General features: G+C 63.9%; 25 protein-coding genes. 11 read left to right on the top strand and 14 right to left on the bottom strand.

Features of this window, described 5'->3' with window-relative positions:
• Positions 1-126 precede the first annotated feature (126 nt).
• Positions 127-2,121 (top strand): methyl-accepting chemotaxis protein, encoded by a 1,995-nt coding sequence (locus UF78_RS18960; protein ID WP_045163777.1) that lies wholly within the window; start codon positions 127-129, stop codon positions 2,119-2,121.
• Positions 2,122-2,231: 110 nt separating this feature from the next.
• Here UF78_RS18960 and urtE read toward each other — a convergent pair whose 3' ends face one another.
• From urtE to urtA, 5 genes are all read right to left on the bottom strand, one after another.
• The gene (gene urtE, locus UF78_RS18955; RefSeq protein ID WP_045163776.1) at positions 2,232-2,930 is read right to left on the bottom strand and encodes an urea ABC transporter ATP-binding subunit UrtE; all 699 of its coding nucleotides are present in this window, start codon (positions 2,928-2,930) and stop codon (positions 2,232-2,234) included.
• 160 nt (positions 2,931-3,090) lie between these two features.
• Positions 3,091-3,945, bottom strand: a complete 855-nt coding sequence (urtD, locus tag UF78_RS18950) for an urea ABC transporter ATP-binding protein UrtD (RefSeq protein WP_045163775.1) — start codon at positions 3,943-3,945, stop codon at positions 3,091-3,093.
• A complete protein-coding gene (gene urtC, locus UF78_RS18945) occupies positions 3,942-5,021 on the bottom strand; it encodes an urea ABC transporter permease subunit UrtC (protein WP_045163774.1) in 1,080 nt (359 codons plus the stop codon). Before urtC ends, urtD begins: the two co-directional genes overlap by 4 nt.
• Positions 5,018-6,589, bottom strand: coding sequence for an urea ABC transporter permease subunit UrtB (gene urtB, locus UF78_RS18940; protein ID WP_045163773.1), 1,572 nt, complete (start codon positions 6,587-6,589; stop codon positions 5,018-5,020). The genes urtC and urtB overlap by 4 nt, the downstream gene beginning before the upstream one ends.
• A gap of 158 nt (positions 6,590-6,747) precedes the next feature.
• The gene (gene urtA, locus UF78_RS18935) at positions 6,748-8,016 is read right to left on the bottom strand and encodes an urea ABC transporter substrate-binding protein (RefSeq protein ID WP_045163772.1); all 1,269 of its coding nucleotides are present in this window, start codon (positions 8,014-8,016) and stop codon (positions 6,748-6,750) included.
• 321 nt (positions 8,017-8,337) lie between these two features.
• Here urtA and UF78_RS18930 point away from each other — a divergent pair, with 321 nt between their 5' ends.
• A complete protein-coding gene (locus tag UF78_RS18930; RefSeq protein ID WP_045163771.1) occupies positions 8,338-8,961 on the top strand; it encodes a pseudouridine synthase in 624 nt (207 codons plus the stop codon).
• Positions 8,962-8,982: 21 nt separating this feature from the next.
• On the opposite strand, the gene UF78_RS18925 is transcribed toward UF78_RS18930, so the two are convergent.
• The 4 genes from UF78_RS18925 to UF78_RS18905 form a co-directional block, all read right to left on the bottom strand.
• Positions 8,983-9,201, bottom strand: a complete 219-nt coding sequence (locus UF78_RS18925) for a DUF2788 domain-containing protein (protein ID WP_021210252.1) — start codon at positions 9,199-9,201, stop codon at positions 8,983-8,985.
• A 157-nt stretch (positions 9,202-9,358) separates the two neighbouring features.
• Complete coding sequence (locus tag UF78_RS18920; protein WP_045163770.1) at positions 9,359-9,838, bottom strand: Lrp/AsnC family transcriptional regulator; 480 nt, start codon at positions 9,836-9,838, stop codon at positions 9,359-9,361.
• 1,199 nt (positions 9,839-11,037) lie between these two features.
• Positions 11,038-11,949 (bottom strand): cation diffusion facilitator family transporter, encoded by a 912-nt coding sequence (locus tag UF78_RS18910; RefSeq protein WP_045163768.1) that lies wholly within the window; start codon positions 11,947-11,949, stop codon positions 11,038-11,040.
• On the bottom strand, positions 11,949-12,365 hold the full coding sequence (locus UF78_RS18905) for a hypothetical protein (protein WP_045163767.1): 417 nt from the start codon (positions 12,363-12,365) through the stop codon (positions 11,949-11,951). Before UF78_RS18905 ends, UF78_RS18910 begins: the two co-directional genes overlap by 1 nt.
• A gap of 271 nt (positions 12,366-12,636) precedes the next feature.
• On the opposite strand from UF78_RS18905, the gene hrpB reads away from it, so the two are divergent.
• Entirely contained in the window at positions 12,637-15,156 is a 2,520-nt protein-coding gene (hrpB, locus tag UF78_RS18900; RefSeq protein ID WP_045163766.1) for an ATP-dependent helicase HrpB, read from the top strand.
• 21 nt (positions 15,157-15,177) lie between these two features.
• Here hrpB and UF78_RS18895 read toward each other — a convergent pair whose 3' ends face one another.
• On the bottom strand, positions 15,178-15,903 hold the full coding sequence (locus UF78_RS18895) for a substrate-binding periplasmic protein (protein ID WP_080890659.1): 726 nt from the start codon (positions 15,901-15,903) through the stop codon (positions 15,178-15,180).
• A gap of 221 nt (positions 15,904-16,124) precedes the next feature.
• Here UF78_RS18895 and UF78_RS18890 point away from each other — a divergent pair, with 221 nt between their 5' ends.
• Positions 16,125-16,967, top strand: a complete 843-nt coding sequence (locus tag UF78_RS18890; RefSeq protein ID WP_045163764.1) for an SDR family oxidoreductase — start codon at positions 16,125-16,127, stop codon at positions 16,965-16,967.
• Positions 16,968-16,990: 23 nt separating this feature from the next.
• On the opposite strand, the gene UF78_RS18885 is transcribed toward UF78_RS18890, so the two are convergent.
• Both UF78_RS18885 and UF78_RS18880 read right to left on the bottom strand, forming a co-directional pair.
• Complete coding sequence (locus UF78_RS18885; RefSeq protein ID WP_045163763.1) at positions 16,991-17,398, bottom strand: VOC family protein; 408 nt, start codon at positions 17,396-17,398, stop codon at positions 16,991-16,993.
• Positions 17,399-17,467: 69 nt separating this feature from the next.
• A complete protein-coding gene (locus UF78_RS18880) occupies positions 17,468-18,148 on the bottom strand; it encodes a YciC family protein (RefSeq protein WP_045163762.1) in 681 nt (226 codons plus the stop codon).
• A gap of 116 nt (positions 18,149-18,264) precedes the next feature.
• Here UF78_RS18880 and UF78_RS18875 point away from each other — a divergent pair, with 116 nt between their 5' ends.
• The 4 genes from UF78_RS18875 (at position 18,265) to UF78_RS18860 (ending at position 21,457) form a co-directional block, all read left to right on the top strand.
• On the top strand, positions 18,265-18,738 hold the full coding sequence (locus tag UF78_RS18875) for an NYN domain-containing protein (RefSeq protein ID WP_045164354.1): 474 nt from the start codon (positions 18,265-18,267) through the stop codon (positions 18,736-18,738).
• A 234-nt stretch (positions 18,739-18,972) separates the two neighbouring features.
• Positions 18,973-20,298 (top strand): DEAD/DEAH box helicase, encoded by a 1,326-nt coding sequence (locus UF78_RS18870; protein WP_045163761.1) that lies wholly within the window; start codon positions 18,973-18,975, stop codon positions 20,296-20,298.
• Positions 20,299-20,444: 146 nt separating this feature from the next.
• Positions 20,445-21,152: an AzlC family ABC transporter permease gene (locus UF78_RS18865; RefSeq protein WP_045163760.1), complete on the top strand. Its 708-nt coding sequence runs from the start codon at positions 20,445-20,447 to the stop codon at positions 21,150-21,152.
• A complete protein-coding gene (locus tag UF78_RS18860; RefSeq protein WP_045163759.1) occupies positions 21,149-21,457 on the top strand; it encodes an AzlD family protein in 309 nt (102 codons plus the stop codon). Before UF78_RS18865 ends, UF78_RS18860 begins: the two co-directional genes overlap by 4 nt.
• A 53-nt stretch (positions 21,458-21,510) precedes the next feature.
• Here UF78_RS18860 and UF78_RS18855 read toward each other — a convergent pair whose 3' ends face one another.
• Complete coding sequence (locus UF78_RS18855) at positions 21,511-22,761, bottom strand: TIGR03862 family flavoprotein (RefSeq protein WP_045163758.1); 1,251 nt, start codon at positions 22,759-22,761, stop codon at positions 21,511-21,513.
• Between the two features lie 54 nt (positions 22,762-22,815).
• Positions 22,816-23,736, bottom strand: a complete 921-nt coding sequence (locus tag UF78_RS18850) for a histone deacetylase family protein (RefSeq protein ID WP_045163757.1) — start codon at positions 23,734-23,736, stop codon at positions 22,816-22,818.
• Positions 23,737-23,813: 77 nt separating this feature from the next.
• Here UF78_RS18850 and UF78_RS18845 point away from each other — a divergent pair, with 77 nt between their 5' ends.
• From UF78_RS18845 to UF78_RS18835, 3 genes are all read left to right on the top strand, one after another.
• Positions 23,814-24,377: a GNAT family N-acetyltransferase gene (locus tag UF78_RS18845; RefSeq protein ID WP_045163756.1), complete on the top strand. Its 564-nt coding sequence runs from the start codon at positions 23,814-23,816 to the stop codon at positions 24,375-24,377.
• A gap of 81 nt (positions 24,378-24,458) precedes the next feature.
• Positions 24,459-25,328: an acyl-CoA thioesterase II gene (gene tesB / locus UF78_RS18840; protein ID WP_045163755.1), complete on the top strand. Its 870-nt coding sequence runs from the start codon at positions 24,459-24,461 to the stop codon at positions 25,326-25,328.
• A complete protein-coding gene (locus UF78_RS18835; protein ID WP_045163754.1) occupies positions 25,325-25,918 on the top strand; it encodes an HAD family hydrolase in 594 nt (197 codons plus the stop codon). The genes tesB and UF78_RS18835 overlap by 4 nt, the downstream gene beginning before the upstream one ends.
• Positions 25,919-25,974: the final 56 nt, after the last annotated feature.

The following is a 25,974-nucleotide window of genomic DNA, read 5'->3' as shown; positions in this document are numbered from 1 at the left end:
ATGTGCGATTTGCCGAACAAGTCCGTTGCTGGATGAACCGCTGGTCGCATCCCAGGCTTTTCCGCTCAATGCAATTGGAAAGCGGCCGTAACGCTCCACTACGAAGTTCTGTTGTGGAGTTGTCGCATGTCCTTTCTTCCTACCCGGATCGCCTCGCGGATGACGTTGGGCGTTCTCGTCCTGTTGATGTTCACCGCGCTGGCGATCTTTGCGGTTATGACCCTGGGTGGCAAACCCCGGCTCGTTGCCACCGGCACTGCCGCCGCCGAACAATCGGCCAGCGCCCTGGCCCGACAGTTGGCCTTGCAGCTCAGCCGCATCGAAGGGACCACTGCGGCCATGGCGCACCTGGCTGAAACCATGCCCAATGACGAGTCACTGGCGATGTCGGTGCTACCCAACCTGATCGACAGCCAGGGCGATGTAGCCATCGCCGGCGGTGGGCTGTGGCCGGAGCCGAGCGCCTTCGCGCCGGGTGTCGAGCGACGCAGCTTCTTCTGGGCACGCAGCGGCGGCGGCGGGCTCGATTATTCGGACGACTACAACGCGGCGCAGACGCCGGCCTACCACGGCGAGTCCTGGTACAGCGGTGCCCGCGCGGCGACGCCTGGGCGTTGTGTCTGGTCGGACGGCTACCTGGATGCGGTCAGCGGTGTGGCCATGACCACCTGCAGCGTGCCCTATAAGCGCAGCGGCTCGTTCGCGGGCGTGGCCACCCTCGATCTCAAACTCGACGGTTTGGCCAGTTTCCTAGATGCCAACGGGGGCGTGACCGGCGGTTACGCCTTCGCGGTCGACCAGGCCGGCAACCTGCTGTTTTTCCCGGGCGCCAAGGCCAATGGTGGCTTACCCACGCTGACCGATCGGGTGCGCGAGCAACCTTGGCTCAAGCCCGTTGCCGACGCAGTCGCCGCTCAGGGGGCGGGTGATACGACGCTGCATCTCGAGCACGACGGCCGGGTGGGCGGCCCGGCGTATGTGACGCTGGAAACCATGGAGGGCACTGGCTGGCGTGTCGGGCTGGTGACCCCGGAGGCGAACGTCACCGGGCTCGCCAATGAGCTGACCACGCAAATTCTGCTGCTCCTGCTTCCGCTTCTGGCCGTGTTGCTCGGCCTCGCTTGGCTCGCGGGCAAGCGCCTGCTGGCGCAACTGGAAGAAACCACCGGGCAGATCGAGCGACTCGGGCAGGGCGGCGGGCGTGACGACGCGCAACTGGAGGTTCGTCGTGCCGACGAGATCGGCGCTCTGCGTGGCGCGGTCAACCGCTATGCCGGTTCGTTGCGCGACATGCTGCGGCGCATTGGCGACGAGTCGGCGAGTCTCGAGCGCCAGGCCGATGAACTGGCGCGGCTGTCCGTGGGCCTGGCCGATCGAGCTGAAGCTCAGCGCCAGGACAACACCCTGCTGGCGACGGCCATCACCGAAATGTCGGCCAGCGCGGCCGAGGTCGCTCACAACACTACAGATTGTTCTGATACGGCCCGTCAGTCGTTGTCTGCCGCCGAGCAGGGGCAGGGCCAGGTACAGCGCAACAGTGAAGTGATCGGCGGCCTGGCCGGGGACATCAACCATGCCGCTGCGGCGATTACACAACTGGGCGAGGATATCGAGCGGGTCGGTGGCGTACTGGATGTCATCAAATCGATCTCCGAGCAGACCAATCTGCTGGCGCTGAACGCTGCCATCGAGGCCGCGCGTGCAGGCGAGCAAGGACGGGGCTTCGCGGTGGTGGCCGACGAGGTGCGCACCCTGGCGGGGCGCACCCAGAGTTCGGCCAACGAAATCCAGCAGATGATCACCCAGCTACGCCTGGCCTCGGCCCAGGCCGTGTCGACCATGCAGGCCGGTGCTCAGCGTACCCACGAGGCCGTGCAACAGGCCGATGGCGTGGCCGGCACACTCGGCAGTACGGTGGCCAGCTTCGACGACATCGTCCAGCGGGCGCAGCAGATCGCGGTGGCCGCACAAGAGCAAAGCCATGTGACCCAGGAGATCAACGAACTGGCGGTGCGTATTCACACCGCCAGCGAGGAGGGCGCGCGTGATGCGGCCACGCTGCGTGAGCTGGGCCAAGGCATGCAAGCCATCTCGCAACGGCTGGCCGGCATGAGCCGCTGATCGGACGCGGCACGCGTGTCATCTGATGACGCTACGAAACTTCTACAAGCCCCGCCGTGTGCGGGGCTTTTTTATGTTTATGGCCGCGAGGGGCGTGTGCAACCGGCGCCTTAAATCGCCACCAGCCCGCGTACCCCTTCGGCTTCCATGGTGTCGCCACGGCCTTGCTGGATGATTTCGCCGCGGCTCATCACCAGGTACTGGTCGGCCAGTTCGGCGGCGAAATCGTAGAACTGCTCCACCAGCAGGATCGCCATGTCGCCGCGGGCGGCGAGTTTCTTGATCACCACGCCGATTTCCTTGATCACCGAAGGCTGAATGCCTTCGGTGGGTTCGTCGAGGATCAGCAGGCGCGGTTTGCTTGCCAGCGCACGACCGATGGCCAGTTGCTGTTGCTGGCCGCCGGAGAGGTCACCGCCGCGGCGGTGCTTCATCTCTTTCAGCACCGGGAACAGCTCGTAGATGAATTCGGGCACTTCCTTGGCTTCCTTGGCGCTGAAGCGGGACAGGCCCATCAGTAGATTCTCTTCGACGGTGAGCCGACCGAAAATTTCGCGCCCCTGCGGCACGTAAGCGATGCCGGCGTGCACGCGCTGGTGCGGTTTGAAACCGGTGATCGGCTTGCCTTCCCAGTTCACCGAGCCTTCCTTGGCCGGGATCAGGCCCATCAGGCACTTGAGCAGGGTGGTCTTGCCGACACCGTTGCGGCCGAGCAGGCAAGTCACTTCGCCAATTTTGGCGTCAAATGAAAGGCCGCGCAGGATATGGCTGCCGCCGTAGTATTGGTGCAGTTGCTGGACTTGCAGCATGTGCGACTCCTTCACTTTGGTGGATAAGCCTCTGGCGTTATCCACCCTACGATTAGGTTTGCGTTGATGCGGGCGTGGACGTTCGGTGGGCGTAGGGTGGATGACGCTTTATTCATCCACTGTGGCGCTTAAGTGACTGATTTTACTGACGTTAAATCTTTCACCGCCCCAGATACACCTCGATCACCCGCTCATCGTTCTGCACGGTTTCGAGCGAGCCTTCGGCCAGCACCTGGCCTTGATGCAGCACGGTGACGTGGTCAGCGATGGTGTCGACGAAACCCATGTCGTGCTCGACCACCATCAGCGAGTGCTTGCGCGCCAGGCTCTTGAACAGCTCGGCGGTGAACTCGGTTTCGGCATCGGTCATGCCGGCGACCGGCTCGTCGAGCAGCAGCAGTTGCGGGTCCTGCATCAGCAGCATGCCGATTTCGAGAAACTGCTTCTGGCCATGGGACAGCAGCCCGGCCGGGCGGTGGCGCGACGTCTCCAGGCGGATGATCGCCAGCACCTCGTCGATCCGGTCTTTCTGTTCGCCCTTGAGCTTGGCCTTCAGGCTGGCCCACACCGACTTATCGGTCTTCTGCGCCAGCTCGAGGTTCTCGAACACGTTGAGCGCCTCGAACACCGTGGGTTTCTGGAACTTGCGGCCAATGCCGGATTGGGCGATTTCCACCTCGCTCATGCGCGTCAGGTCGAGGGTGTCGCCGAAGTACGCCGTGCCGCTGTCCGGGCGGGTCTTGCCGGTGATGACATCCATCATGGTGGTCTTGCCGGCGCCGTTGGGGCCGATGATGCAGCGCAGCTCGCCGACGCCGATGTAGAGGCTGAGATTGGTCAGCGCCTTGAAGCCGTCGAAGCTGACGTTGATGTCTTCCAGGCTGAGGATGGTCCCGTGACGGGCATCGAGGCCGGCGCTCTTCACACGGCCGAGGCCAATGGCATCGCGGCCGCTACCGCCATCGGCAGCGGTGTCAACCGGTTCGATCAGTTCGGGTACGGGTGCGGTTTTCATGGTTCGCCCCTCCGGCGCAGTAATCCGATCACGCCTTTCGGCAGGTACAGGGTGACGACGATGAACAGCGCGCCCAGGGCGAACAGCCAATACTCGGGGAAGGCCACGGTGAACCAGCTCTTCATGCCGTTGACGATGCCGGCGCCCAGCAACGGCCCGATCAAGGTGCCGCGCCCGCCCAGGGCGACCCAGACGGCGGCTTCGATCGATTGCGTCGGCGCCATTTCGCTGGGATTGATGATGCCGACCTGGGGCACGTAGAGCGCACCGGCCAGGCCGCAGAGCACCGCCGACAGCGTCCAGATGAACAGCTTGTAACCGCGCGGATCGTAGCCGCAGAACATCAGGCGGTTTTCTGCATCGCGCAGCGCGGTCAGCACACGGCCGAACTTGCTGCGCGCCAGCCGCCAGCCGAGGAATAGGCTGCCCGCGAGCAGGGCAACGGTGGCCAGGAACAGCGTGGCGCGGGTGGCCGGGGCCGAGATCGAGAAGCCGAGAATGGTCTTGAAGTCGGTGAAGCCGTTGTTGCCGCCGAAACCGGTTTCGTTGCGGAAGAATAAGAGCATGCCGGCGAAGGTCAGCGCCTGGGTCATGATCGAGAAGTACACACCCTTGATCCTCGAACGAAAGGCGAAGAAGCCGAAGACGAACGCCAGCAGCCCCGGCGCCAGCACCACCAGGCACATCGCCCAGAGAAAGCTCGACGTGCCGTACCAGTACCAGGGCAGCTCGGTCCAGGCGAGAAAGCTCATGAAGGCGGGCAGCCCGTCGCCTGCGCTTTCACGCATCAGGTACATGCCCATGGCGTAGCCGCCGAGCGCGAAGAACAGTCCGTGGCCGAGCGACAGCAGGCCTGCATAGCCCCAGACCAGATCCAACGCCAGGGCGACGATGGCATAGCAGAGGATCTTGCCGACCAGCGTCAGGGTGTAGGCCGAGACGTGAAAGGCGTTGTCCGCAGGCAGCAGGTGCAGCAACGGCATGGCCAGCAGGATGACGAGCACCACGCCCAGCGCGGCGGCGGTCAGCGTCGGGCCGGCTTTTTGCGCGGCGGTGATGGCGAGTGGCTGGTTCAATCGATGACCCTCCCCTTGAGGGCGAACAGCCCCTGCGGGCGCTTCTGGATGAACAGGATGATCAACGCGAGGATCAGGATCTTGCCCAGCACGGCGCCGATCTGAGGCTCGAGTATCTTGTTGGCGATGCCGAGACCAAAGGCGGCGAAGATGCTGCCGGCCAACTGGCCGACGCCGCCGAGAACGACGACGAGAAAGGAGTCGATGATGTAGCCCTGGCCGAGGTCCGGGCCGACGTTGCCGATCTGGCTCAAGGCCACGCCGCCGAGCCCGGCGATCCCGGAACCGAGACCAAAGGCCATCATGTCGATGCGGCCGGTGGGCACGCCGCAGCAGGCGGCCATGTTGCGGTTCTGCGTTACCGCGCGCACGTTCAGGCCCAGTCGAGTCTTGTTCAGCAGCAGCCAAGTCAGCAGCACCACAAACAGTGCGAAGCCGATGATCACCATGCGGTTGTACGGCAGCACCAGGTTCGGCAGCACCTGCAGACCGCCTGACAGCCAGCCAGGGTTGGCGACCTCGACGTTCTGCGCGCCGAACAATACGCGCACCAGCTGGATAAGAATCAGGCTGATACCCCACGTCGCCAGCAGGGTTTCCAGTGGTCGGCCATAGAGGTGGCGAATCACCGTGCGTTCCAGTGCCATGCCGATGGCCGCGGTGACGAAGAAGGCTACGGGCAACGCCACCAGCGGGTAGAAGGCCAGGGCTTCCGGCATGAGCCGAGCCATCAACACTTGCACCATGTAGGTGGTGTAGGCGCCGAGCATCAGCATCTCGCCATGGGCCATGTTGATCACGCCCAATAGGCCGAAAGTAATGGCCAGACCCAGCGCGGCGAGCAGAAGAATCGAACCCAATGACAAGCCGCTGAATGCCTGGCCGAGCAGTTCGCCGATCAGCAGCTTGCGCTTGACCTGCGCCAGGCTGGTCTCCGCCGCCTTGCGCACGCTGGCGTCGGTTTCCGCCTCATCGGCGAGCAGGTTTTCCAGCCGCACCCGGGCCAGTGGCGCACCGGTCTCACCGAGCAGACGCACGGCGGCCAGGCGCACGGCCGGGTCGCCCGCGGTCAGCTGCAGGTTGGCCAGGGTGAGCGTGAGCGCTTCGCGCACGGCCGGGTCGTCTTCGGCTTGCAGGCGCTGTTCGAGCAAGGGCTGCTGCTCGGGTTTGCCGCTGCGCTGCAGACGCTTGGCCGCCGTGAGGCGCTGCGCCGGATCGTCAGCGAACAGCTGATGGCTGGCCAGTGCCGTGTTGAGCAGGCCGCGCAAGCGGTTGTTCAAACGTAGCTTCTTAGGCGTCCCGACGGGTTGGGCGTCGCCTTCGAGGGCGCGGAAATCACCGTTCTCCTCGATAAAGGGCGTCTTGTTCCTATCGATCACCACGCGGCTGGCGCGTAGGGCTTCGATCAGCGGTAGCCGCTCCGGAGCGGGCGCGATGGCCCAGTCTTCCAGCAGCTTGGCCTGTTTGGCCGGGCTCGCCTTGGCGTAGTCGGCCGCGTCACCGGCGTGGGCTGCCCAGGGCAGGGCCAGCAGGAGCAGCAGAAAAATTCGGTACAGGGCAGTGTTCATTTAGGCATTCCCCAGGGACCCCGGTGCTCTCTTGGTGGAGCTGGCGGTGGTCGACAGGTGGATGAAAAAAAGGCTCATCCACCCTACGAAAGCGAGCGAACGTAGGGTGGATCGGGACGCGGAGTCGGCGCTTCATCCATCCACCAAAACGTCTATCCTCAGTTCGACTTCACCGCATAGTCCGGCTTCTTATCGTTGCCTGGGATGTAGGGGCTCCACGGCTGGGCGCGGACCGGGCTTTCGGTTTCCCAGACCACCGAGAACTGACCGTCATCCTGGACTTCACCGATCATCACCGGCTTGTGCAGGTGGTGGTTCTTTTCGTCCATGGTCAGGGTGTAGCCGCTCGGCGCTTCGAAGGTCTGACCAGCAAGGGCATCGCGTACCTTGCCGACCTCGGTGGTGCCGGCTTTCTCGACCGCCTGCGCCCACATGTGAATGCCAACGTAGGTGGCTTCCATCGGGTCGTTGGTTACGGCCTTGTCAGCGCCCGGCAGGCCCTTTTCCTTGGCGTAGGCCTTCCACTTGCTGACAAACGCTTCGTTGACCGGGTTTTCTACCGACTGGAAGTAGTTCCAGGCCGCCAGGTGACCGACCAGCGGTTTGGTGTCGATGCCGCGCAGCTCTTCTTCGCCGACCGAGAAGGCGACGACCGGAACGTCAGTGGCGTCCAGGCCCTGGTTGGCCAGCTCCTTGTAGAACGGCACGTTGGAGTCGCCGTTGATGGTCGAGACCACCGCCGTCTTGCCGCCGGCGGAGAACTTCTTGATGTTGGCGACGATGGTCTGGTAATCGCTGTGGCCGAACGGGGTATACACCTCTTCGATGTTCGATTCCGGCACGCCTTTGCTGATCAGGAAGGCACGCAGGATCTTGTTGGTGGTGCGTGGGTAGACGTAATCGGTACCGAGCAGGAAGAAGCGCTCGGCGCTGCCGCCGTCTTCGCTCATCAGGTACTCGACGGCCGGGATGGCCTGCTGGTTCGGCGCCGCGCCGGTATAGAAGACGTTGGGTGACAGCTCTTCGCCTTCGTACTGGACGGGGTAGAACAGCAGGCCGTCGAGCTCTTCATAGACCGGCAGTACGGATTTGCGCGAAACCGAGGTCCAGCAACCGAAGGTCACCGCGACCTTGTCCTGAGTCAGCAGCTGACGGCCTTTCTCGGCGAACAGCGGCCAGTTGGAGGCCGGGTCGACCACCACTGGCTCGAGCTGCTTGCCGAGCACGCCGCCCTTGGCGTTGATCTCGTCGATGGTCATCAGTGCCATGTCTTTCAGAGATGTTTCCGAAATAGCCATGGTGCCGGACAGCGAATGCAGAATGCCGACCTTGATGGTCTCGGCTGCCTGCACGGTGAACGGGAACAGGCCGCTGAGCATCAGGGCACTGGCGGCGAGGGTGGACTTCAGTAGGGGACGGCGTTTCATTGTATGTGGCTCCTTGGCTGTCCATGCGCAACTGTGGGTTGGTTCTCTGGGACAGGGAGCGCTATCGCAGCATCCATGCCAATTTCTTCGAAGCGCTCTGGCACGAGGCCTCGCTGTCGTTCGCTCTGTAATACGTAAATGCGGACTGGGCTCTGTGGGTACGAAAATGGGGCGACCGACGCGATGTGGGGCAGCGTGTTGCACGCATGTGGTGCGAAATGGCTCCGAAGTTGCCGGTGGCTGAGCCGGCGAAGCCGAGCGCGGCTGCTTGCGGGGATCGCCCCGTCGCCCTAGCATGACCGGCCTGCACAGGAAGCCTTCATGTCGCGTCGTCCCCGCCCACCGCGCACCGCTGCAGCGCGTAGCCAGCCCCGTCGAGTCGCCAAGCCGCCGCCTGCCGAGTCGCGTCTGCTGCTGTTGAACAAGCCATTCGACGTGCTCACGCAGTTCAACGATGCCGATGGCCGTACCACCCTCAAGGACTTCGTGCCGGTGCCGGGCGTGTACCCGGCCGGGCGTCTGGACCGCGACAGTGAGGGGTTGCTGCTGCTGACCAACGATGGCCAGCTGCAGGCGCGCATCGCCGATCCCAAACACAAGCTGGCAAAGACTTACTGGGTGCAGGTGGAGGGCGAGGTGAGCGCCGAGCAGTTGCGCCGTCTGCGCGACGGTGTCGAACTCAACGACGGCATGACGCTGCCCGCGGAGGCTCGGGCATTGGAAGAGCCCGTGTTATGGCCACGAAATCCGCCGGTGCGCTTTCGCAAGAGCGTGCCGACCTCTTGGCTGGAGCTGGTAATCAGGGAGGGGCGTAACCGTCAGGTACGAAGGATGACGGCGGCGGTCGGGCTGCCAACGCTGCGGCTGGTGCGGGTCAGGATCGGACCCTGGTCGCTGGACGGCCTGCAACCAGGGGAATGGCGGGAAGTGCCGGCGCGCTTGTGAGGCGCCGGCCGCCTCACCGCATCAGTGCGGGATGCCCTGCGAAACCTCGATGATGTAGCCGATGATCGGCTTGGCGAGAAAAGCGAACAAGCAAAGGCCAAGGCCCAGGAACAGAATCGCCGTGCCGAGGCGTCCAGCTTTGGACTTCTTGGCCAGGTCCCAGATGATGAACGCCATGAAGGCCATCAGGCCGCCGACCAGGACGATCATCATCCACTTTTCGAATACTTCGGGTTCCATCGAGCGCTCCGCGTGGCTAGTAACGACAACGGCTATGACAACGGGCGGGCTATTGTTGGCTGAGCAGGGCTCGTTTTTATGACGCGCGGGGCATAGCAAGGCGGCGCCGAGTATACGCCAACCAGGCCGCCACGCGGCCTGTCAGCGGCATCCGGTCTCAGCTGCGCAGGTGCTCCAGCGGCAGCTCCGTGCTTGACGACACTTGCCTCAGGACGAAGCTCGACCGCACGCTCGACACACCCTCGATGCGGGTCAGGGTGCCGAGCAGGAAGGCCTGATAGTGCTCCATATCCGGCACCACGACCTTGAGCTGGTAGTCGGCGTCCATCCCTGTCACCAGGCTGCACTCCAACACTTCCGGGCACTTGCCGATGACTCCTTCGAAGTGCTCGAAGCGCTCCGGCGTGTGACGATCCATGCCGATGAGCACATAGGCGGTCAGGGTCAGGCCGAGTTTCTTGCGATCCAGCAATGCGACCTGGCGGGCGATGTAGCCGTCGTCCTCGAGTTGCTTCACCCGCCGCGAGCAGGGTGAGGGCGACAGGCCGATGCGCTCGGCCAGATCCTGGTTGGATATACGCGCATCGTGCTGCAGTTCGCCAAGAATCCGCAGGTCGTAGCGGTCGAGTTTGCTCATTTCGAAAAGCTCTCGTGGTCTTGTTGCGCTAAAATTTGTTTGGTTGCGTATGAATTGCGCAAGAGTGGCTTATATGAGCAATATTCGCAAACATCTATCGCCGCGCGGGGCGTAAGCTTTATCTAACTTCAGCCCCCGGCAGAAAGGCCACGGCACGCGATCCCCGCCGTGACCCCCGAACGCCTTACCCAGGCCGACGGTCCGGGCCCCCGACGCTCACGAGGCGCCGAGAGAAGAAGCCGTTACCATCGGCCCAACGAATCGAAAAGACCACGCCCAGGCGTGGTCTTTTTCGTTTTGGCGTTTTGTTTGGGGGCCAAGAGCTGAGGCGATTCCTAGCCGCTGTGTATGCGCTGTTGTGGGAGCGGCCTTGGCCGCGAAGTTGTTGGGCTTTGGGTTCACGTGGCTACGCCCGTTGGCCGGGTTGGCTGAGGCATTGGTTTCGCCCTGCTGGGCGAGTCACTTTTTCCAGACGCGGAAAAAGTAACCAAAAACGCTTGCCCCTGCATCCGGCCCCGGCTGCGCCGGGGTTCCCTCGCTCCGGTGACGTTCCAGGGGCCCGCCGCGAAGGGCCATCCCTGGCCCATCGCGGCTCTCGCGGCATCCATGCCGCTCAACCCCTTCCACGCCACCTGCGCTCGGCCCCCTGAAAGGGGCGATTCGGTGGCGTCTGATGGGCCGTGCAGCGAAGCGGTTGTGCGAGTTTCGGGCGATCGTAGGGTGGATAACGCGAAGCTTACCCACCGATTTTTGCCGGCATAGTTCGATACCGATTGCAGCGTCGATTGCGGTGGAAACTGCTTCGCAGTTTTCCACCCTACGGGCTTTTCACGGCCATGGGTTAAGTGGTCCTGGCTCGACACAGCTTCCTGCTTTCCATTGCACGACCTGTCAGACGACGCCGAATCGCCCCTTTTAGGAGGCCGAATGGAATCCGCGCGGAGGGGAGCGAGCGGCATGGATGCCGCGAGAGGCGTAAAGGGCCAGGGATGGCCCTTGTACGCCGGCCCCCGGAGCGCGGATGGAATGAGGGAAGTTTCGCGCAGCGAGACCCGGATGCAGGGGGCAAGCGTTTTTGGTTACTTTTTCGGCGTTTGGAAAAAGTGACTCGCCCAGCAGGGCGAAACCATCGCTAGCGGTGTCCGCGGTAACCGGTATAGCGCCTTTGCCAGACGCCGCACCCGCACGCTCACGCTGCGCTACCCCTTCGGCCTAACCACCTCAAGCGGATCAGCATGCACCAACACTTCGGCCCGCGGGTACTTGGCGTGAATCGCCGCCTCGACCCGATCGCACAGCCCATGCGCCTCGATCAACGGCAGCTGCCCCGGCAACTCCAGATGCATCTGCACGAACCAGCGAGTACCAGAGACACGGGTGCGCAGGTCGTGGCAACCGACCACACCGGGCACTGCGCAGGCCAACTGGTGCATATCCTCGCTGATCTCCGGCGGCAGCTCGGTATCCATCAACACCGCGCCGGCCTCGCGCACGATGCTCAGCGCGCTCCAGAAGATGTAGAGAGCTATGGCGATGCCGAAGACGGCGTCCAGGCGCTCCCAGCCGTAGCCGGCCAGCACCAGCGCGACGAGGATACTGGTATTGAGCAGCAAGTCCGAACGGTAGTGCAGGGCGTCGGCGCGGATCGCCGTGGATCCGGTTTCACGCACCACGTGGCGCTGATACATCAATAGCGCCACGGTCAGCGCCAGCGACAACAGCATCACCGCGATGCCCAGCGCCGGCGCGCCCAATGGTTCGGGGTGCAACATGCGGTCGACGCCTTGCACGCAGACGAGGATCGCACTGACCGAGATGAACGCGCCCTGGCCGAGCCCAGCAAGGGCCTCGGCCTTGCCGTGGCCGTAGCGATGATCCTCGTCGGCCGGGCGCAGCGAGTATTGCACGGCCAGCAGGTTGAGCAGCGAGGCGGCGCCGTCCAACAAGGAGTCGGTGAGGCCCGCCAGTAGGCTGACCGAACCGCTCAGCCACCACGCCAGCGCCTTGCTGGCCGCCAGCGTCAGCGCCACGGCCAACGCCAGCCGCGTGGCGCGGCGCATCAGCCTCGCGTGTTCGGCGCTGACGCCCTTGCGCTCGCGGGTGTGCTGCATCAGGCGGCGGGCCGCAATCCAAACGCCGCCAACTGCTCGACGCTGCCGTTGTGCTGGATCAGGCGCGGATCGTCCAGCGGCAGGCTGCGGCCGGTTTCCGCTTCGATGATGGCTTTGAGCTTAGCCTGGTCAATCACGCCGTCGGCACCGATGGCTTCTTGGAGTTTTTCCGGGGCCATGGAGTAGCTGTTGTCGGGCAGGTAGATGGCGCCAGTGGCGAAATCGATGCCGAATGCGATCAGGCCGGGAATTACGTAAAACAACAGGCCCACCGCATTGAGGACCGCGACGGCCGGGTCGATACGGCCGTCTATCTGACCGCGGCGATCCGGGTAGAACAGCGTGCCGCAGGCCGCCAGTTGGGTGAATAGGGAGACGGCCAGCACGCCGCCGATGACACGGGAACGAGTACGCATAAGACCTCCGAAAAAAGTGGCGCAACTATACAAGGGCCGCGCAAGGGCTGCGTGATGTTTTCTCGACATCAGACCGCCTTCTGCGCCTAGGTGTTCAGGGGCCCACGCAGAGCCAGCGCAGTGTAAACGCGCAAGGTTTACACCCGTTATGGGCTGACGAAACCTGCCGGGTGGGGAGTGGATCATCGGCGTCGTCGTTCTACGATGCCGTCGTTCAGCCGCCAGCGCTTTTATCGTCCCCTATAATGCCGCGCTCAAATCCGGAGTCCCCATGCTGCTCCTACCCATCGATGAAGCCCTGCCGGCGCTGCGCCAGGCCCTGCTAACCCGTGACGAGGCGGTGCTCGAGGCACCCCCCGGTGCCGGCAAGACCACTCGCGTGCCGGTGGCGCTGCTGGGCGAGCCCTGGCTGGAGGGGCTATCGATTCTGATGCTCGAACCACGGCGTCTGGCTGCCCGTGCAGCGGCCGAGCGGCTGGCCAGCGAGCTGGGCGAGAAGGTCGGCGAAACCGTCGGCTATCGCATCCGGCTCGAAAGCAAGGTCGGGCCGAATACCCGTATCGAAGTGGTCACCGAAGGCATTCTTGCGCGTCGCTTGCAGGACGACCCGGCGCTCGAGGGCGTCGGACTGGTGATCTTCGATGAATTTCACGAGCGCAGTCTGGACGCCGATCTGGCGTTGGCACTGACGCTTAATGCACGTGTGCTGTTGCGCGATGAACCGCTCAAGTTGTTGTTGATGTCCGCCACCCTCGAAGGTACGCGGCTGTCCAGCCTGCTGAATGAGGCGCCGGTGGTGCGCAGCGAAGGACGCATGTACCCGGTTGTGCAACGCTGGGGACGGGCGTTCCAGGCTGGCGAGCGTATCGAGCTGCGAGTGGTGCAGACGGTTTTGCAAGCGCTGGATGAGGAGTCCGGCAGTGTGCTGGTGTTCCTTCCCGGGCAGGCCGAAATCCGCCGAGTGAACGATACCTTGGCCGAGCAGTTGGCGGATCGAAGCGAGGTGATGCTCTGCCCCTTGCATGGTGAACTCGAGCTGGCCGCCCAGCGGGCCGCCATCGAGCCGGCACCTGCCGGCAAGCGCAAGGTTGTATTGGCGACCAACATCGCTGAGACCAGCCTGACCATCGAAGGCGTACGGGTGGTGGTCGATGCCGGATTGGCGCGGGTGCCGCGGTTCGATCCGGGTAGCGGTATGACGCGTCTGGAAACTCGCCGTATTTCGCGTGCGTCGGCGACGCAGCGTGCCGGTCGAGCGGGGCGTCTGGAGCCTGGTGCCTGCTACCGCCTATGGTCCGAAGACCAGCACGCACAGCTGGCCGCTTATGGCGACGCGGAAATTCTTCAGGCCGATCTGGCCGGCGTCGCGTTGCAACTGGCGCGCTGGGGCGTCGAGTCGGATGAGCTGGTCTGGCTGGATATGCCGCCGGCTGCTGCGTACGCCCAAGCGCAGGATCTGCTCCAGCGCCTCGGCGCGCTCAGTCGTAATGCCCGTGGCGGTTGGCGATTGACCGCTCACGGCCAGGCCATGGCCGAGCTGCCCGCGCATCCGCGGATCGCTCACCTACTGTTGCGCGGGCAGTCGCTGGGCCTCGCGTCGCTGGCGGCGGATCTCGCTGCCTTGCTGGTCGAGCGTGATATCCAGCGCGGCGGTGGCGTGGATATCGCTACGCGTCTCGGGCTGCTCGACGGCAGCGCGGGGCGGCATGCTGGTGCCCAGCGGGTGCGCCAGCTGGCTAGGCAGTTTCGCAGCCTGCTGCGTGGCCCGGTGGTGCCCGCGCCGGCGAATGCGTCGGATCATCGTTGGCACGGCGCGCTGCTGGCGTTCGCCTATCCCGACCGGATCGCCCGACAGCGTCGTGAGGGCGGCGGCGAGTACCGCTTGGCCAACGGTCGGGCGGCGGTATTCGACGAGCCGGACGCCTTGATGAAGGAGCCTTGGCTGGTGATCGCCGAACTGGGCAGCCGTCAGGGCCAGCGCGAAGAGCGCATCTACCGCGCCGCCGCGCTGGATCCAACGTTGTTCGACGAGGTGCTGGCCGAGCAGGTCAGCGTGCGTGACGAGCTGGAATGGGACGAGCGCGAAGGCGTATTGCGGGCCGAGCGGCAGCGACGCGTTGGCGAGCTGATCCTGAGTCGTGAGCCATTGCCTGGGCTGGATGACGAGGCGCGCGGCCGTGCCCTGCTCGGGCTGGTCCGGCGCAAGGGTCTGGAGCTGCTGCCTTGGACGCCGGAACTGCGCCAGTGGCAGGCGCGCATCGCGTTGCTCAGGCGGATCGATCTGGATGCCGGCGTCGTCAGTGAATGGCCGACTGTCAGCGACGATGCGCTGCTCGAGCGGCTGGAGGACTGGTTGCTGCCGTACCTGGGCAAAGTCTCCCGTTTGGCGCATTTCGCCCAGCTGGACCTCAAGGCCATGCTCTCGACCCTGTTGCCTTGGCCATTGCCGCAGCGCCTTGACGAACTGGCGCCGATGGCCATCGTCGTGCCGTCGGGCTCGCGGGTGCGGCTCGACTACAGCGAGTCGCCACCGGTGCTAGCGGTGCGCCTGCAGGAGCTGTTCGGCCTGGCCGATACGCCACGCATCGCCGGAGGGCGCCAGGTCGTCAAGCTGCACCTGCTTTCCCCGGCACGGCGACCGGTGCAAGTGACCCAGGATCTGGCCAGCTTCTGGGCCAACACCTACGCCGAGGTGAAGAAAGACCTCAAGGGCCGTTATCCCAAGCATTACTGGCCGGATAACCCGCTGATCGCCGAACCCACCGCACGCGCCAAGCCACGAGGCACCTGAGGCGGTTTCGCGCGCCGCGCCTTATTCAGGCAGCCTCATGTCTTCACCGGCTGCCGCCAGCTCGGCATAGGAGCGATCCAGTGCATCGACGATGTTTCGGCTGTCATCGACATGGCGCGAAACGATGAAGCGAATCGGCATCTCGTGGATGGTCTCGTAGGGCAGCGCCGGCATGCCGAGGCGTTGCAGCGCTTGATGCACTGGAATTTGATAATCGAGCAGATAGTCGGCGCGCCGGTGCTGCAGCATCTCCAGCGCCGAGGCGTGGTTGCTGGCGCGGTGTAGGCGAATGTTCAGCTGCGGGTCGTGCAGCATCTTATTCACCGCGGGCCAGTAGTTATAGCCACCGATCACGATGACACCGCGCCCAGCGAGACCTTCCGGGATCTGGGGTGGTGGTGTGTCGGCCCGATAGTAGAGATTGAGACTGATCTGCGCGAGGGTTTCACGCCCTTCTAGCGTATCGGCCAGCAGCTCCGGTTTGCCTGGCGCGCCGGGCCAGATATCGATGGTGCCGTCCTTCAGGGCCGCATACAGGCGTGCGCTGGGCAGCCCGCGAAATCTAGGCTGATAGCCGGCGTGCTCGAGCACCTTGCGCGCCAGGCTCACCACTGGCCCCTGCGGCCGACCCTGCGCATCGGTGTAGATGGCCGGCGGAAAGTCGTAGTAACCAACGGTCAGGGTTCGTGACGATTCAGGCCCGGACTCGGCGAAGCAAGGACCTGTCAGAGCTGCCGCAAAAGACATCCAAAGTAAAGGCTTCAAGGTAATTCACTGCCCCTTGTGGTTGCACCGTCCAAGCATGGCGGCCAGTGGCTTCACTGTCCAGAATGGCACGGCGGCGCGAGTCGCCCGGTGTCGCTCATTCGCGCAGCCGCGGTTCGGCGACGGGCCGACTATGCTCAAAGCATGAATGGCGCCATGGCCGACAGGTTCTGGTGCTCGATCAGGCTCAGGTGGAGTGGTTCATGTATCGCAAGGTTTTCGCCAGCAAGGTATTCGATCGCAAGGTGGTGCTGATCACCGGGGGCTGCGCGGGGATAGGTCGCGCTCTGACCGAACGGATGGCACAGGCCGGTGCGCGGGTGGTGATCTTCGATCTCGATCAGAATGCGATCGATGGTCTGGTTCAGCATCTGGTCGATCACCACAACGCCGATGCCCTTGGCCTGCGCTGTGATGTTTCGGATGCGAAGGCGGTGCAGCAGGCCGTTACGCTGGTGGTGGAACGCTTTGGCGGCATCGACGTGCTGGTCAACAATGCGGGTATTACTCACCGCAGCCGCGTCGCCGAAACCAGCCTGGCGGTGTTCGAGCGGATCATGGCGGTCAATTTCTATGGTGCGCTGCATTGCACCCAGGCCGCGCTGCCGAGCCTGATCGCGCGCGATGGTCAGATCATCGTGCTCAGCTCGCTTTCGCAGTACGCGCCGGTACCCGATCGAGGCGCCTACAACGCCAGCAAGCACGCACTGCATGGGCTGTTCGAAACCCTGCGCAGTGAGTTGAGCGAGACCGGCGTCAACGTGATGCTGGTGTGCCCCGGTTACACCGCGACCGATCTGCGCAAGAACGTGCTGGTCGGCGACGGATCCACCGCACCGCAGCCGGTACTGACCGTGGGGCGCGTGGCATCGCCGCAGGATGTCGCCGAGTCGATCTATCAAGGAGCGCTGAGACGGCGCCGGCTGCTGGTGTTGTCCAATCTGGACTGGCGCGCGCGGCTGGTGGCGCGCTGCTTCCCGCGGTTGTTCGAGCACTTGCTGCTGCCGCGGCTGGCCGGTGCCCGGGCGTCAACCGGCACCGGCTAGGCGACCAAGGTGTTGCCGTGCAGTCACTGCATCAACGCCGTGTCCCAGAAGGCGGCCTCGACCTTGTGGCCGTCGAGGTCGCGCACGAAGCAGCCGTAGTAGGGCTCGCCATACTCTTCCCGTGGCCCCGGTGCGCCTTCGTCCGTTGCACCGGCGTCCAGGGCGGCGCGATGAAAGGCATCGACCGACGCCTTGCTTGCGGCGAAGAAGCCGATATGCGTGCCGTTGCCAACGGTGGCCGCTTGGCCGTTTATCGGCGTTTGCAGCCAGAACTCCGGATATTCGCGGCCCCAGGCGATCGCGCCTGGATGGGCCATGATGCGCTTGCAGCCCAGGGTCGCGAGGACCTGGTCATAGAAGTTTGCAGCTTGCTCGAATCGATTGCTGCCGAGGGAGACGTGGGACAGGATGCTGGGGTTTTGGTCGGCCATGGCGAAGCGCTCGGTATGGATGGAGCCACCAAGCCTAGCCCGGCGGATCGCCATGCGCCGCCCTGATGGTCAATTTCTTTCATCAAGGCCGATGGCCGGCTCGCTGCAGAGCATGAAGCAGCGGAACAGCACCACGGTCGCCAGCAGTTGCACCAGCCCGACGGCGCTGTCGACCAGCACGGCCAGCAGGCTGGGTGACGTCTCGCTGGCCCAAAACTGTGCGGCGAGCCAGGCTTCCAGCAGCCACAGCGGCAGCAGCACGGCGAGGATGCAGCCGAGCACCAGGAAAAAGTGATCGCGGGTCTGCCGGAAGCTCTCCTTCAGTGCCGCGAGCGGGCTCAGGCCACGCAGCACCAGCAAGTATTCGGCAAAGGCGATCTTGACCATCACCCAGATCCCGGGCAGGACGAATAGCGACGCGCCGAGCATGATCAGCAGGGTGCCCAGCCCGGCCAGCACCGCCATCGGCGGCCATAACGGCAGCGCTCGCGCTACCACCTCGCGTAGCGGCGGGTGATGACCCCGGCTGCGGGCATCGAGAAACAGGATCAGCGCGCCGATATAAAGCGGGTAGAAAACCATGCCGACCAGCAATTCCTGCGCTGGAAGGACATTCTTGCCGAGCAGATGTTCGACTGTCAGGCGGGTGCAACTTTCCAGCACGATCAGCGGCAGGCAGAGCCGCGCGATGGACGCCAGGTTACGGGAGTAGAAGAACCAGGCATCACGGAGGATGGACAGGACATTCATCGCGGTCGGGATACTCTCGGAGAAACAGGCGCGCACTTTAGCCCAAGGAGGCGGGCGGCGACATGCGCGACATTGCCGTCCATACTGATCAACCCTTCCACCGTTCGGGTCGCCGCGTGAAGAAGATCGCCCTGTTTGCCGATGTACAGAACCTCTACTACACGGTGCGCCAGGCTCACGGCTGCCACTTCAACTACGCTGCGCTGTGGGCGGAGGTCAGCGCCCGTGGCGAGATCGTCGAGGCCTACGCCTATGCCATCGATCGAGGCGATTCCAAGCAACAGCAGTTCCAGCAAATCCTGCGCAACCTGGGTTTCACAGTGAGGCTCAAACCCTATATCCAGCGCAGCGATGGCTCCGCCAAGGGCGACTGGGACGTCGGAATCACTATCGATGTGCTGGACACCGCCGGGCATGTCGACGAGGTGGTGCTGGCCTCCGGCGATGGTGACTTCGACCTGCTGCTCGATCGCGTGCGCGCCGGTGGCGCCGAGGCAACGGTCTATGGTGCGCCCGGTCTGACGGCCAACTCGCTGATTCGTGCCGCCAGCCGTTACGTGCCTATCGAAGGCAAGCTGCTGTTACGTTAGAGGTGGCGGTTAGCGGTATGGAACCGAAAGCGACACTGTCTCCGGTGCTACATTCGCCGGTCTTACCCGAAGCGGCTCTCGGTCAGTCACGCTTTGCCGACCCGGCGAGCAGTGTTGCGGTGGATGTAGGAAGCGACATCCACCCTACGCTTGGCTTCCAGCTTCCAGCTTCCAGCTTCCAGCTTCCATTCCGAGTAAACTGCGCACCTCGTTTCCGTACTCCCGGTTTTCGCCATGACCTTCGCCTCCCTGGGCCTGATCGATCCGCTGCTGCGCACTCTCGAATCCCTCGACTACACCCAGCCGACGCCGATTCAGGCCAAGGCCATTCCGGCCGTGCTCAAAGGCCGTGACCTGATGGCCGCGGCGCAGACCGGCACCGGCAAGACCGCCGGTTTCGCCCTGCCGCTGCTGCAACGGTTGCTGCATGAAGGACCGCAAGTGGCGAGCAACTCGATTCGCGCCTTGGTTCTGGTGCCCACCCGTGAGCTGGCTGAGCAGGTGCATGAGAGCTTCCGCGCCTACGGCCAGAACTTGCCGCTGCGCAGCTATGCGGTTTACGGCGGGGTCAGCCTCAACCCGCAGATGATGGCTCTGCGCAAAGGCATCGACGTGCTGGTGGCGACGCCGGGCCGGTTGCTCGACCTTTATCGCCAGAACGCGGTTAAGTTCGGCCAGGTGCAGACCCTGGTGCTGGACGAGGCCGACCGTATGCTCGACCTCGGCTTCTCGGAGGAATTGGACGCGCTGTTCAGCGCGCTGCCGAAGAAGCGCCAGACCTTGATGTTCTCCGCGACCTTCTCCGACGCGATTCGGCAGATGGCGCAGAAGCTGCTGCGCGACCCCCTGTCGATCGAGGTCAACCCACGCAACGCCGCCGCCAAGACAGTCAAGCAATGGCTGGTGCCGGTGGACAAGAAACGCAAGTCCGAGCTGTTCCTGCATCTGCTGGCGGACCGGCGATGGGGCCAGGCGCTGGTCTTCGTCAAGACGCGCAAAGGCGTCGATCAGCTGGTCGACGAACTTCAGGCCGCCGGCATATCCAGCGACGCGATTCACGGCGACAAGCCACAGGCCTCGCGACTGCGCGCACTGGAGCGCTTCAAGGCGGGCGAGGTGCAGGTGCTGGTAGCCACCGACGTGGCCGCGCGTGGACTGGATATCCATGACCTGCCGCAGGTGGTGAACTACGACCTGCCGATCATCGCCGAAGACTATGTGCACCGTATCGGCCGTACCGGACGCGCTGGTGCCACCGGCGAGGCGGTCTCGCTGGTGGCTGCGGATGAAGTCGACCAACTGGCAGCCATCGAGACGCTGATCGGCCAGGTACTGCCGCGCCATGACGAGCCGGGCTTCGTTCCCGATCACCGCGTGCCGACCACCCAACCCGGTGGCCAGATCATCAAGAAGCCGAAGAAACCGAAGAAGCCCAAGACCGCCACCGGCAAAGGCCGCATTCATCTGGGCAACTGGTTCGACGAAAGCGAGAAGCCCAACGTCAAGCCGATCCGCAAGGTGCCGACCCTGGGCGGGGCGAAGCCGGCAAAGAAGCGCTAGCCTTCGTGCGATTCACTGGCGGCATGCGCGGGCTTTGCTGCCGCGGCGTCTGCGATTCGGTCATTCGCTCGATGACGCGCTAGCGGGAAGCTCCAGTCATCGAGCCGCCTGCAATGCCGCAATGAAACGGACAAGAGAGGTGCGTTTTGACAAATACCGATGCAGAACTTCAAGAGCTCAGTCGTCATGACGTGTGGGCCGGGTTCAAGCAGCTGACGCCAATTTCACTGTTTGTCATCGTATTCGGGTTGGCCTTCGGTCTGGCTGCAACGCAGGCGGGGCTCGATGATTATTCCATCATCATCATGAGCAGCCTGGTGTTTGCCGGCGCTTCGCAGTTCGCGTCGCTGGAACTCTGGGGAACCCATGTTCCGATCGTCCCGCTGATGGTGACCGTCTTCGCCGTCAACGCTCGGCATCTGTTGATGGGAGCGACCCTGTACCCCTGGCTGCGCCATCTGCCGCCACTGAAGCGTTACGCCGTGATGTTCGTGGTTTCGGATGCCAACTGGGCCATGTCCATGCAAGCCTTCAGTCGAGGGAAGCCGGGCTTGGGTATTCTGTTCGGCGGCGGTCTTGCGCTCTGGACGTTCTGGGTACTGGGTACCTGGCTGGGACTGTATTTCGGCAGCGCCATCCACGATCCGGTCAGTTGGGGGCTGGACATGGTCATGGGGTGTTTTCTTCTGGCGATGGTCGTCGGCGGGAAGAAAAACCTGCGCATGACCGTTATCTGGATAGTGGCTGGATGCGCATCGATGTTGGCGTACTGGTACCTGCCCGCCAATAGCCACGTGGTTGCTGGCGCGCTGGCTGGCGGGATATTGGGCGCGCTGTGGATGGAAAAGAAATGATGATAGAGACGGCGGAGTCCGGCGCGTTGATCATCATCCTGATCATGGCCGTGGTGACCTTGGTGACTCGCTGGGGCGGTGTGTTTGTCATGTCGTTCGTGCCCATCAGCCACAGAACCGAACAATTCATCAGCGCCATGTCTGGCTCGGTGCTGGTGGCGTTGCTGACACCCATGGCCGTCAATGGGGACAACGGCGCGCGGCTGGCTTTTCTGGTCACAGCGGTGACGATGCTGTTGGTCAAGAAACCGTTGCCTGCGATCGCGGCCGGGGTGATCAGCGTGGCGCTGTTCAGGCATCTATGAATATCGGCTCGATCGCTGAACGTTGCGGCTTGCGGTTCTGTATCAGGCGGATGTCAGCCCTGTAGCCAGCGAAGCATGCCTGCTGCCGCCGCACGGCCGCTGGCAAAGCAGGCTGTCAGCAGATAACCCCCGGTCGGAGCCTCCCAGTCGACCATTTCGCCGGCGCAGAACACGCCGGGCAACTGGCGCAGCATCAGGCCATCGTCCAGCACTTCGAACGGAACGCCACCGGCGCTGCTGATGGCTTCGTCCAATGGTCGCGGCCGCAGCAGCGTGATCGGTAACGATTTTATCGCCGCGGCGAGCGCACGGGTGTCCTGAAAGGTCTCGGCGCGGGTCAGCTCACGCAGCAGGCCGGCCTTGACGCCATCGAGGCCCAGCTGACGTTTGAGATGCTTGGCCATGGATTGCGAGCCTCGGGGCTTGGCCAGCGCCTGAGCAATTCTTTCCAGCTGATGATCGGGCAGCAGGTCCAGCAATACGGTGGCTTGGCCATTCCGCTCGATGGCCTGACGGATCTCGGCAGACAGCGCATAGACCAGGCTGCCTTCGATACCCGTGGCGGTGAGAACGAACTCGCCCTTGCGCCGCACGCCATCGGGCAGGCCGAGGCTGACCGTCTTCAGCGGCGCGCCGGCGAATTTTTCCTGCAGGTGCTGGCTCCAGCCGGCCACCTCGAAACCGCAGTTGGCCGGACGCAGGGGCGCGACGTCGATACCACGATCGTGCAGCAGCGGCACCCAGGCACCATCGGAGCCCAGTCGCGCCCAACTGCCACCGCCCAGAGCCAGCAAGACCGCATCGGCGCTGACGCTCAGGTCACCCTCCGGGCCGTGCAGCCGGAGGCTGCCGTCGGCGTGCCAGCCCAGCCAGCGGTGACGTGTATGGATTCGCACGCCGGCGTCGCGTAGACGCCGCAGCCAGGCGCGCAGCAGCGGGGCGGCCTTCATGTCCGATGGAAATACGCGCCCCGAACTGCCGATGAAGGTGTCGATCCCCAGCCCGTGAATCCATTCGCGCAGCGCATCGGGGGGAAAGGCCTCAAGCAGGACGCGCAGCTCCGGCGCGCGTTCGCGGTAGCGAGCGACGAAAGGCTCTAAGGCTTCGGAATGGGTAATGTTCATCCCGCCGACGCCGGCTAGCAGAAACTTGCGGCCGACCGAGGGCATGGCGTCGTACAGGTCGACCGCGACGCCGGCCTGACTCAACACTTCGGCGGCCATCAGTCCGGCGGGACCGCCGCCGATGATGGCAACGCGAGGTTCAAGAGGCATGGTTGCAGCCGGCAGTTGCGGGGCGGGCATTGTAGCGGCTGACCTGGCCGCGGGCCATTTCTGTGCCGGATTCACGCCACGCTCTCAACTCAGTCCGTGACGCCGCCAGGCCTCGGCGGCGCTGAAATGCAGCTGCGCATGACGACGGGCTAACAGCGCCCGGTCCTTGTCGTAGCCGCCACCGATCACTCCAACCACCGGAATGTCCCGGCCCAGGCAATGCTCTATCACCGCGCTGTCTCGCATCGCCAGCCCTTCATCAGTGAGGTTGAGCAAGCCCAGCGCATCGTCGCGATGAACATCGACGCCGGCATCGTAGATCACCAGATCTGGCTGATACAGCGGTAACAGATAGTTGAGCGCGTCGTCGACCGCTTTGAGATATTGCGTGTCGCCAAGGCCTGGCGGCAGCCCGATATCCCAGTCGCTGCGGGCCTTGCGTGTCGGAAAGTTCTTCTCGCAATGCAGCGATACTGTCACCGCGTCGGCGGTATGCTCGAGTATCCGCGCGGTGCCGTCGCCCTGGTGGACGTCGCAGTCGAAGATCAGCACGCGGCCGACGCGGCCGCGCTCCAGTAGCGAAAGGGCGATCACCGCCAGATCGTTGAATATGCAGAAGCCGGAGGCATGATCGTGATGGGCATGGTGGGTGCCGCCCGCCAGATGACAGGCCAGCCCGTGTTGCAAAGCCAGCTCTGCGGCAAGCAGCGATCCGCCGACCGCGCGAAGGGTACGCTGCGCCAACGGTGGGCTCCAGGGCAGGCCCAGGCGGCGCAATTCATCACGGCTCATGTCGCCGCTGCAGTAGCGCGCGACGTAAGCTCGATCGTGAGCCAGTGTGAGCAGATCGGTCGGGCAGAGTTCGGGACGCAATAGCGCCTCGTCTGTGGTCAGACCGCTGGCGACCAGGTGATCGCGCAGCAGTCGGAATTTCTCCATGGGGAAGCGATGCCCTGGTGGCAGCGGCGGGCTGTAATCCTCATGAAATATCAGCGGTAGGAACATCGATCGACGCTCGAATGGTCAGCCGAAAGTATGCCGATTCGGCAGCCGGCCCCTCAAGGAACAGCACGGAAGAAGCGATGACGCGTATTGAACTGGACTCCCCACGCCTGCGGCTGCGTCGCTGGCATGACGACGATCTCGAATCACTCGCGGCGATGTGCGCCGACCCGCTGGTGATGCGCTATTTCCCGGCGTTGCTTTCGCGTGATGACTGCGCCGCGGCGCTGGCGCGCTGGCGGATGCACTTCGCCCGGCACGGTTTCGGCGTCTGGGCGCTGGAACGCAAGGACGACGGATGCTTCATCGGCTTGACCGGGCTGGCCTGGAGCCGCCTAAAGCTGCCATTTTGCCCGGCCGTGGAAATAGCTTGGCGACTCGTCCCCGACCAATGGCGACAAGGGCTGGCCCGGGAGGCGGCGCAAGCGGCCCTGACCTGCGCCTTCGACCGCCTGCAACTGTCGGACGTGGTGACATACACCGCCGCGATCAATGAACCGTCCAGGCAGTTGATGAGCGTACTGGGCATGCAGCACGAAGCGCAGCATGACTTCGAGCATCCAGACATTCCCGAAGGCCATCCGCTGCGTGATCACGTGTTGTATCGAATCACGCGGGAAAATTGGGCCGATGCCCGACGATAAGCCCAATTGCTGGAGCGAATCCGGTGAAATACGTAACATTGCGCGCTTGCCCCGTGCCCGCATATCCATAGGAACACCGCCATGACCGACACCCTAGACACGCTCGTCAGCCTGCTGTCGCTGGAACGAATCGAGGAAAACCTGTTCCGTGGCGCCAGTCAGGACTTGGGATTTCCGCAATTGTTCGGCGGCCAGGTGGTCGGTCAGGCGTTGTCCGCAGCCAGCCAGACCGTGGCATCGGAGCGCCATGTGCATTCCATGCACGGCTACTTCCTACGCCCCGGTGATTCCCACCAGCCGGTGGTCTATGACGTCGATCGGGTGCGTGATGGCGGTAGTTTCAGCACCCGGCGCGTCAGTGCGATCCAGAAAGGCCAGACCATCTTCACCTGCAGCGCTTCGTTCCAGGCGGACGAGACCGGTTACGAACATCAACTGAAGATGCCCGATGTGGTCGGGCCGGAAAATCTCGCCAGCGAGTGGGAGCTGATGCACAAACTGACGCCGTTGGTTCCGGAGCGGGTCGCGGAGAAGTTGCGCCGACCCAAGCCGATCGAGATTCGCCCGGTGACCCTGCAGGACCCGATCAACCCACAGCCGATCGAACCGATCCGGCATATCTGGTTCCGTGCCGACGGTTCGCTACCGGATAACCCGGCGTTGCACAAATATCTGGTCGCCTATGCCTCGGACTTCAGCTTCATCGGCACCGCCCTGCAACCCCATGGTGTCAGCTCCTGGAGCAAATTCATCCAATTGGCGAGCCTGGATCACGCCATCTGGTTCCATCGCGAGGTACGCGCGGACGAATGGCTGCTGTACTCCATGGATAGCCCCTGGGCTGGAAATGCCCGCGGTTTCGCCCGCGGCAGCATCTTCAATCGCGCCGGCGAGCTGGTCGCTTCGGTGGCGCAGGAAGGGCTGGTGCGGGTGCGTGAGGACTGGAAGTGAGGCTGGCCGACGCACGCCACTGGGTATTCGACATGGACGGTACGCTGACGATCGCCGTGCATGACTTCCCGGCGATCAAGCGTGCGCTGGACATTCCGGAGGACGACGACATCCTTCACCACCTCGCCGCGCTGCCGGCCGACGAAGCCGCCAACAAGCGCGCCTGGCTGTTGGAGCACGAACGTGAGTTAGCCTACGCGGCCACGCCGGCGACGGGCGCTCGCGAGCTGTTGCGTGCACTCAGTAACAGGGGTTGCCGGCTCGGCGTGCTGACCCGCAATGCCCACGAACTGGCACTGGTGACCTTACAGGCGGTGGGACTGGGCGAGTATTTCGCCAGCGAAGATATCCTCGGCCGCGATGAAGCGCCGCCCAAGCCCGATCCCGGCGGCCTGCTGCACCTGGCGAACAAGTGGGGCGTCGACCCGCGGGAACTGGTGATGGTGGGCGACTATCGCTTCGACCTGGAATGCGCCAAGGCGGCTGGCGCGCATGGCGTGCTGGTCAATGTGCCGGTCAATCCATGGCCGGAACTGACCGATCTGTATGTGCGCGATTGTCTACGGTTGCACGAGATGCTGGCGAGCTGATGATGATGGTCCGGCGAGACGAAAAGTTGCTCCAAAAGGCCTCCGATCGGAGGCCT

The sequence above is a fragment of the Stutzerimonas stutzeri genome, assembly GCF_000952685.1.
GTDB lineage: Bacteria > Pseudomonadota > Gammaproteobacteria > Pseudomonadales > Pseudomonadaceae > Stutzerimonas > Stutzerimonas stutzeri_E.
The sequence above is the reverse complement of the archived record's forward strand: the minus strand, read 5'-3'. Positions and strand labels throughout refer to the sequence as shown.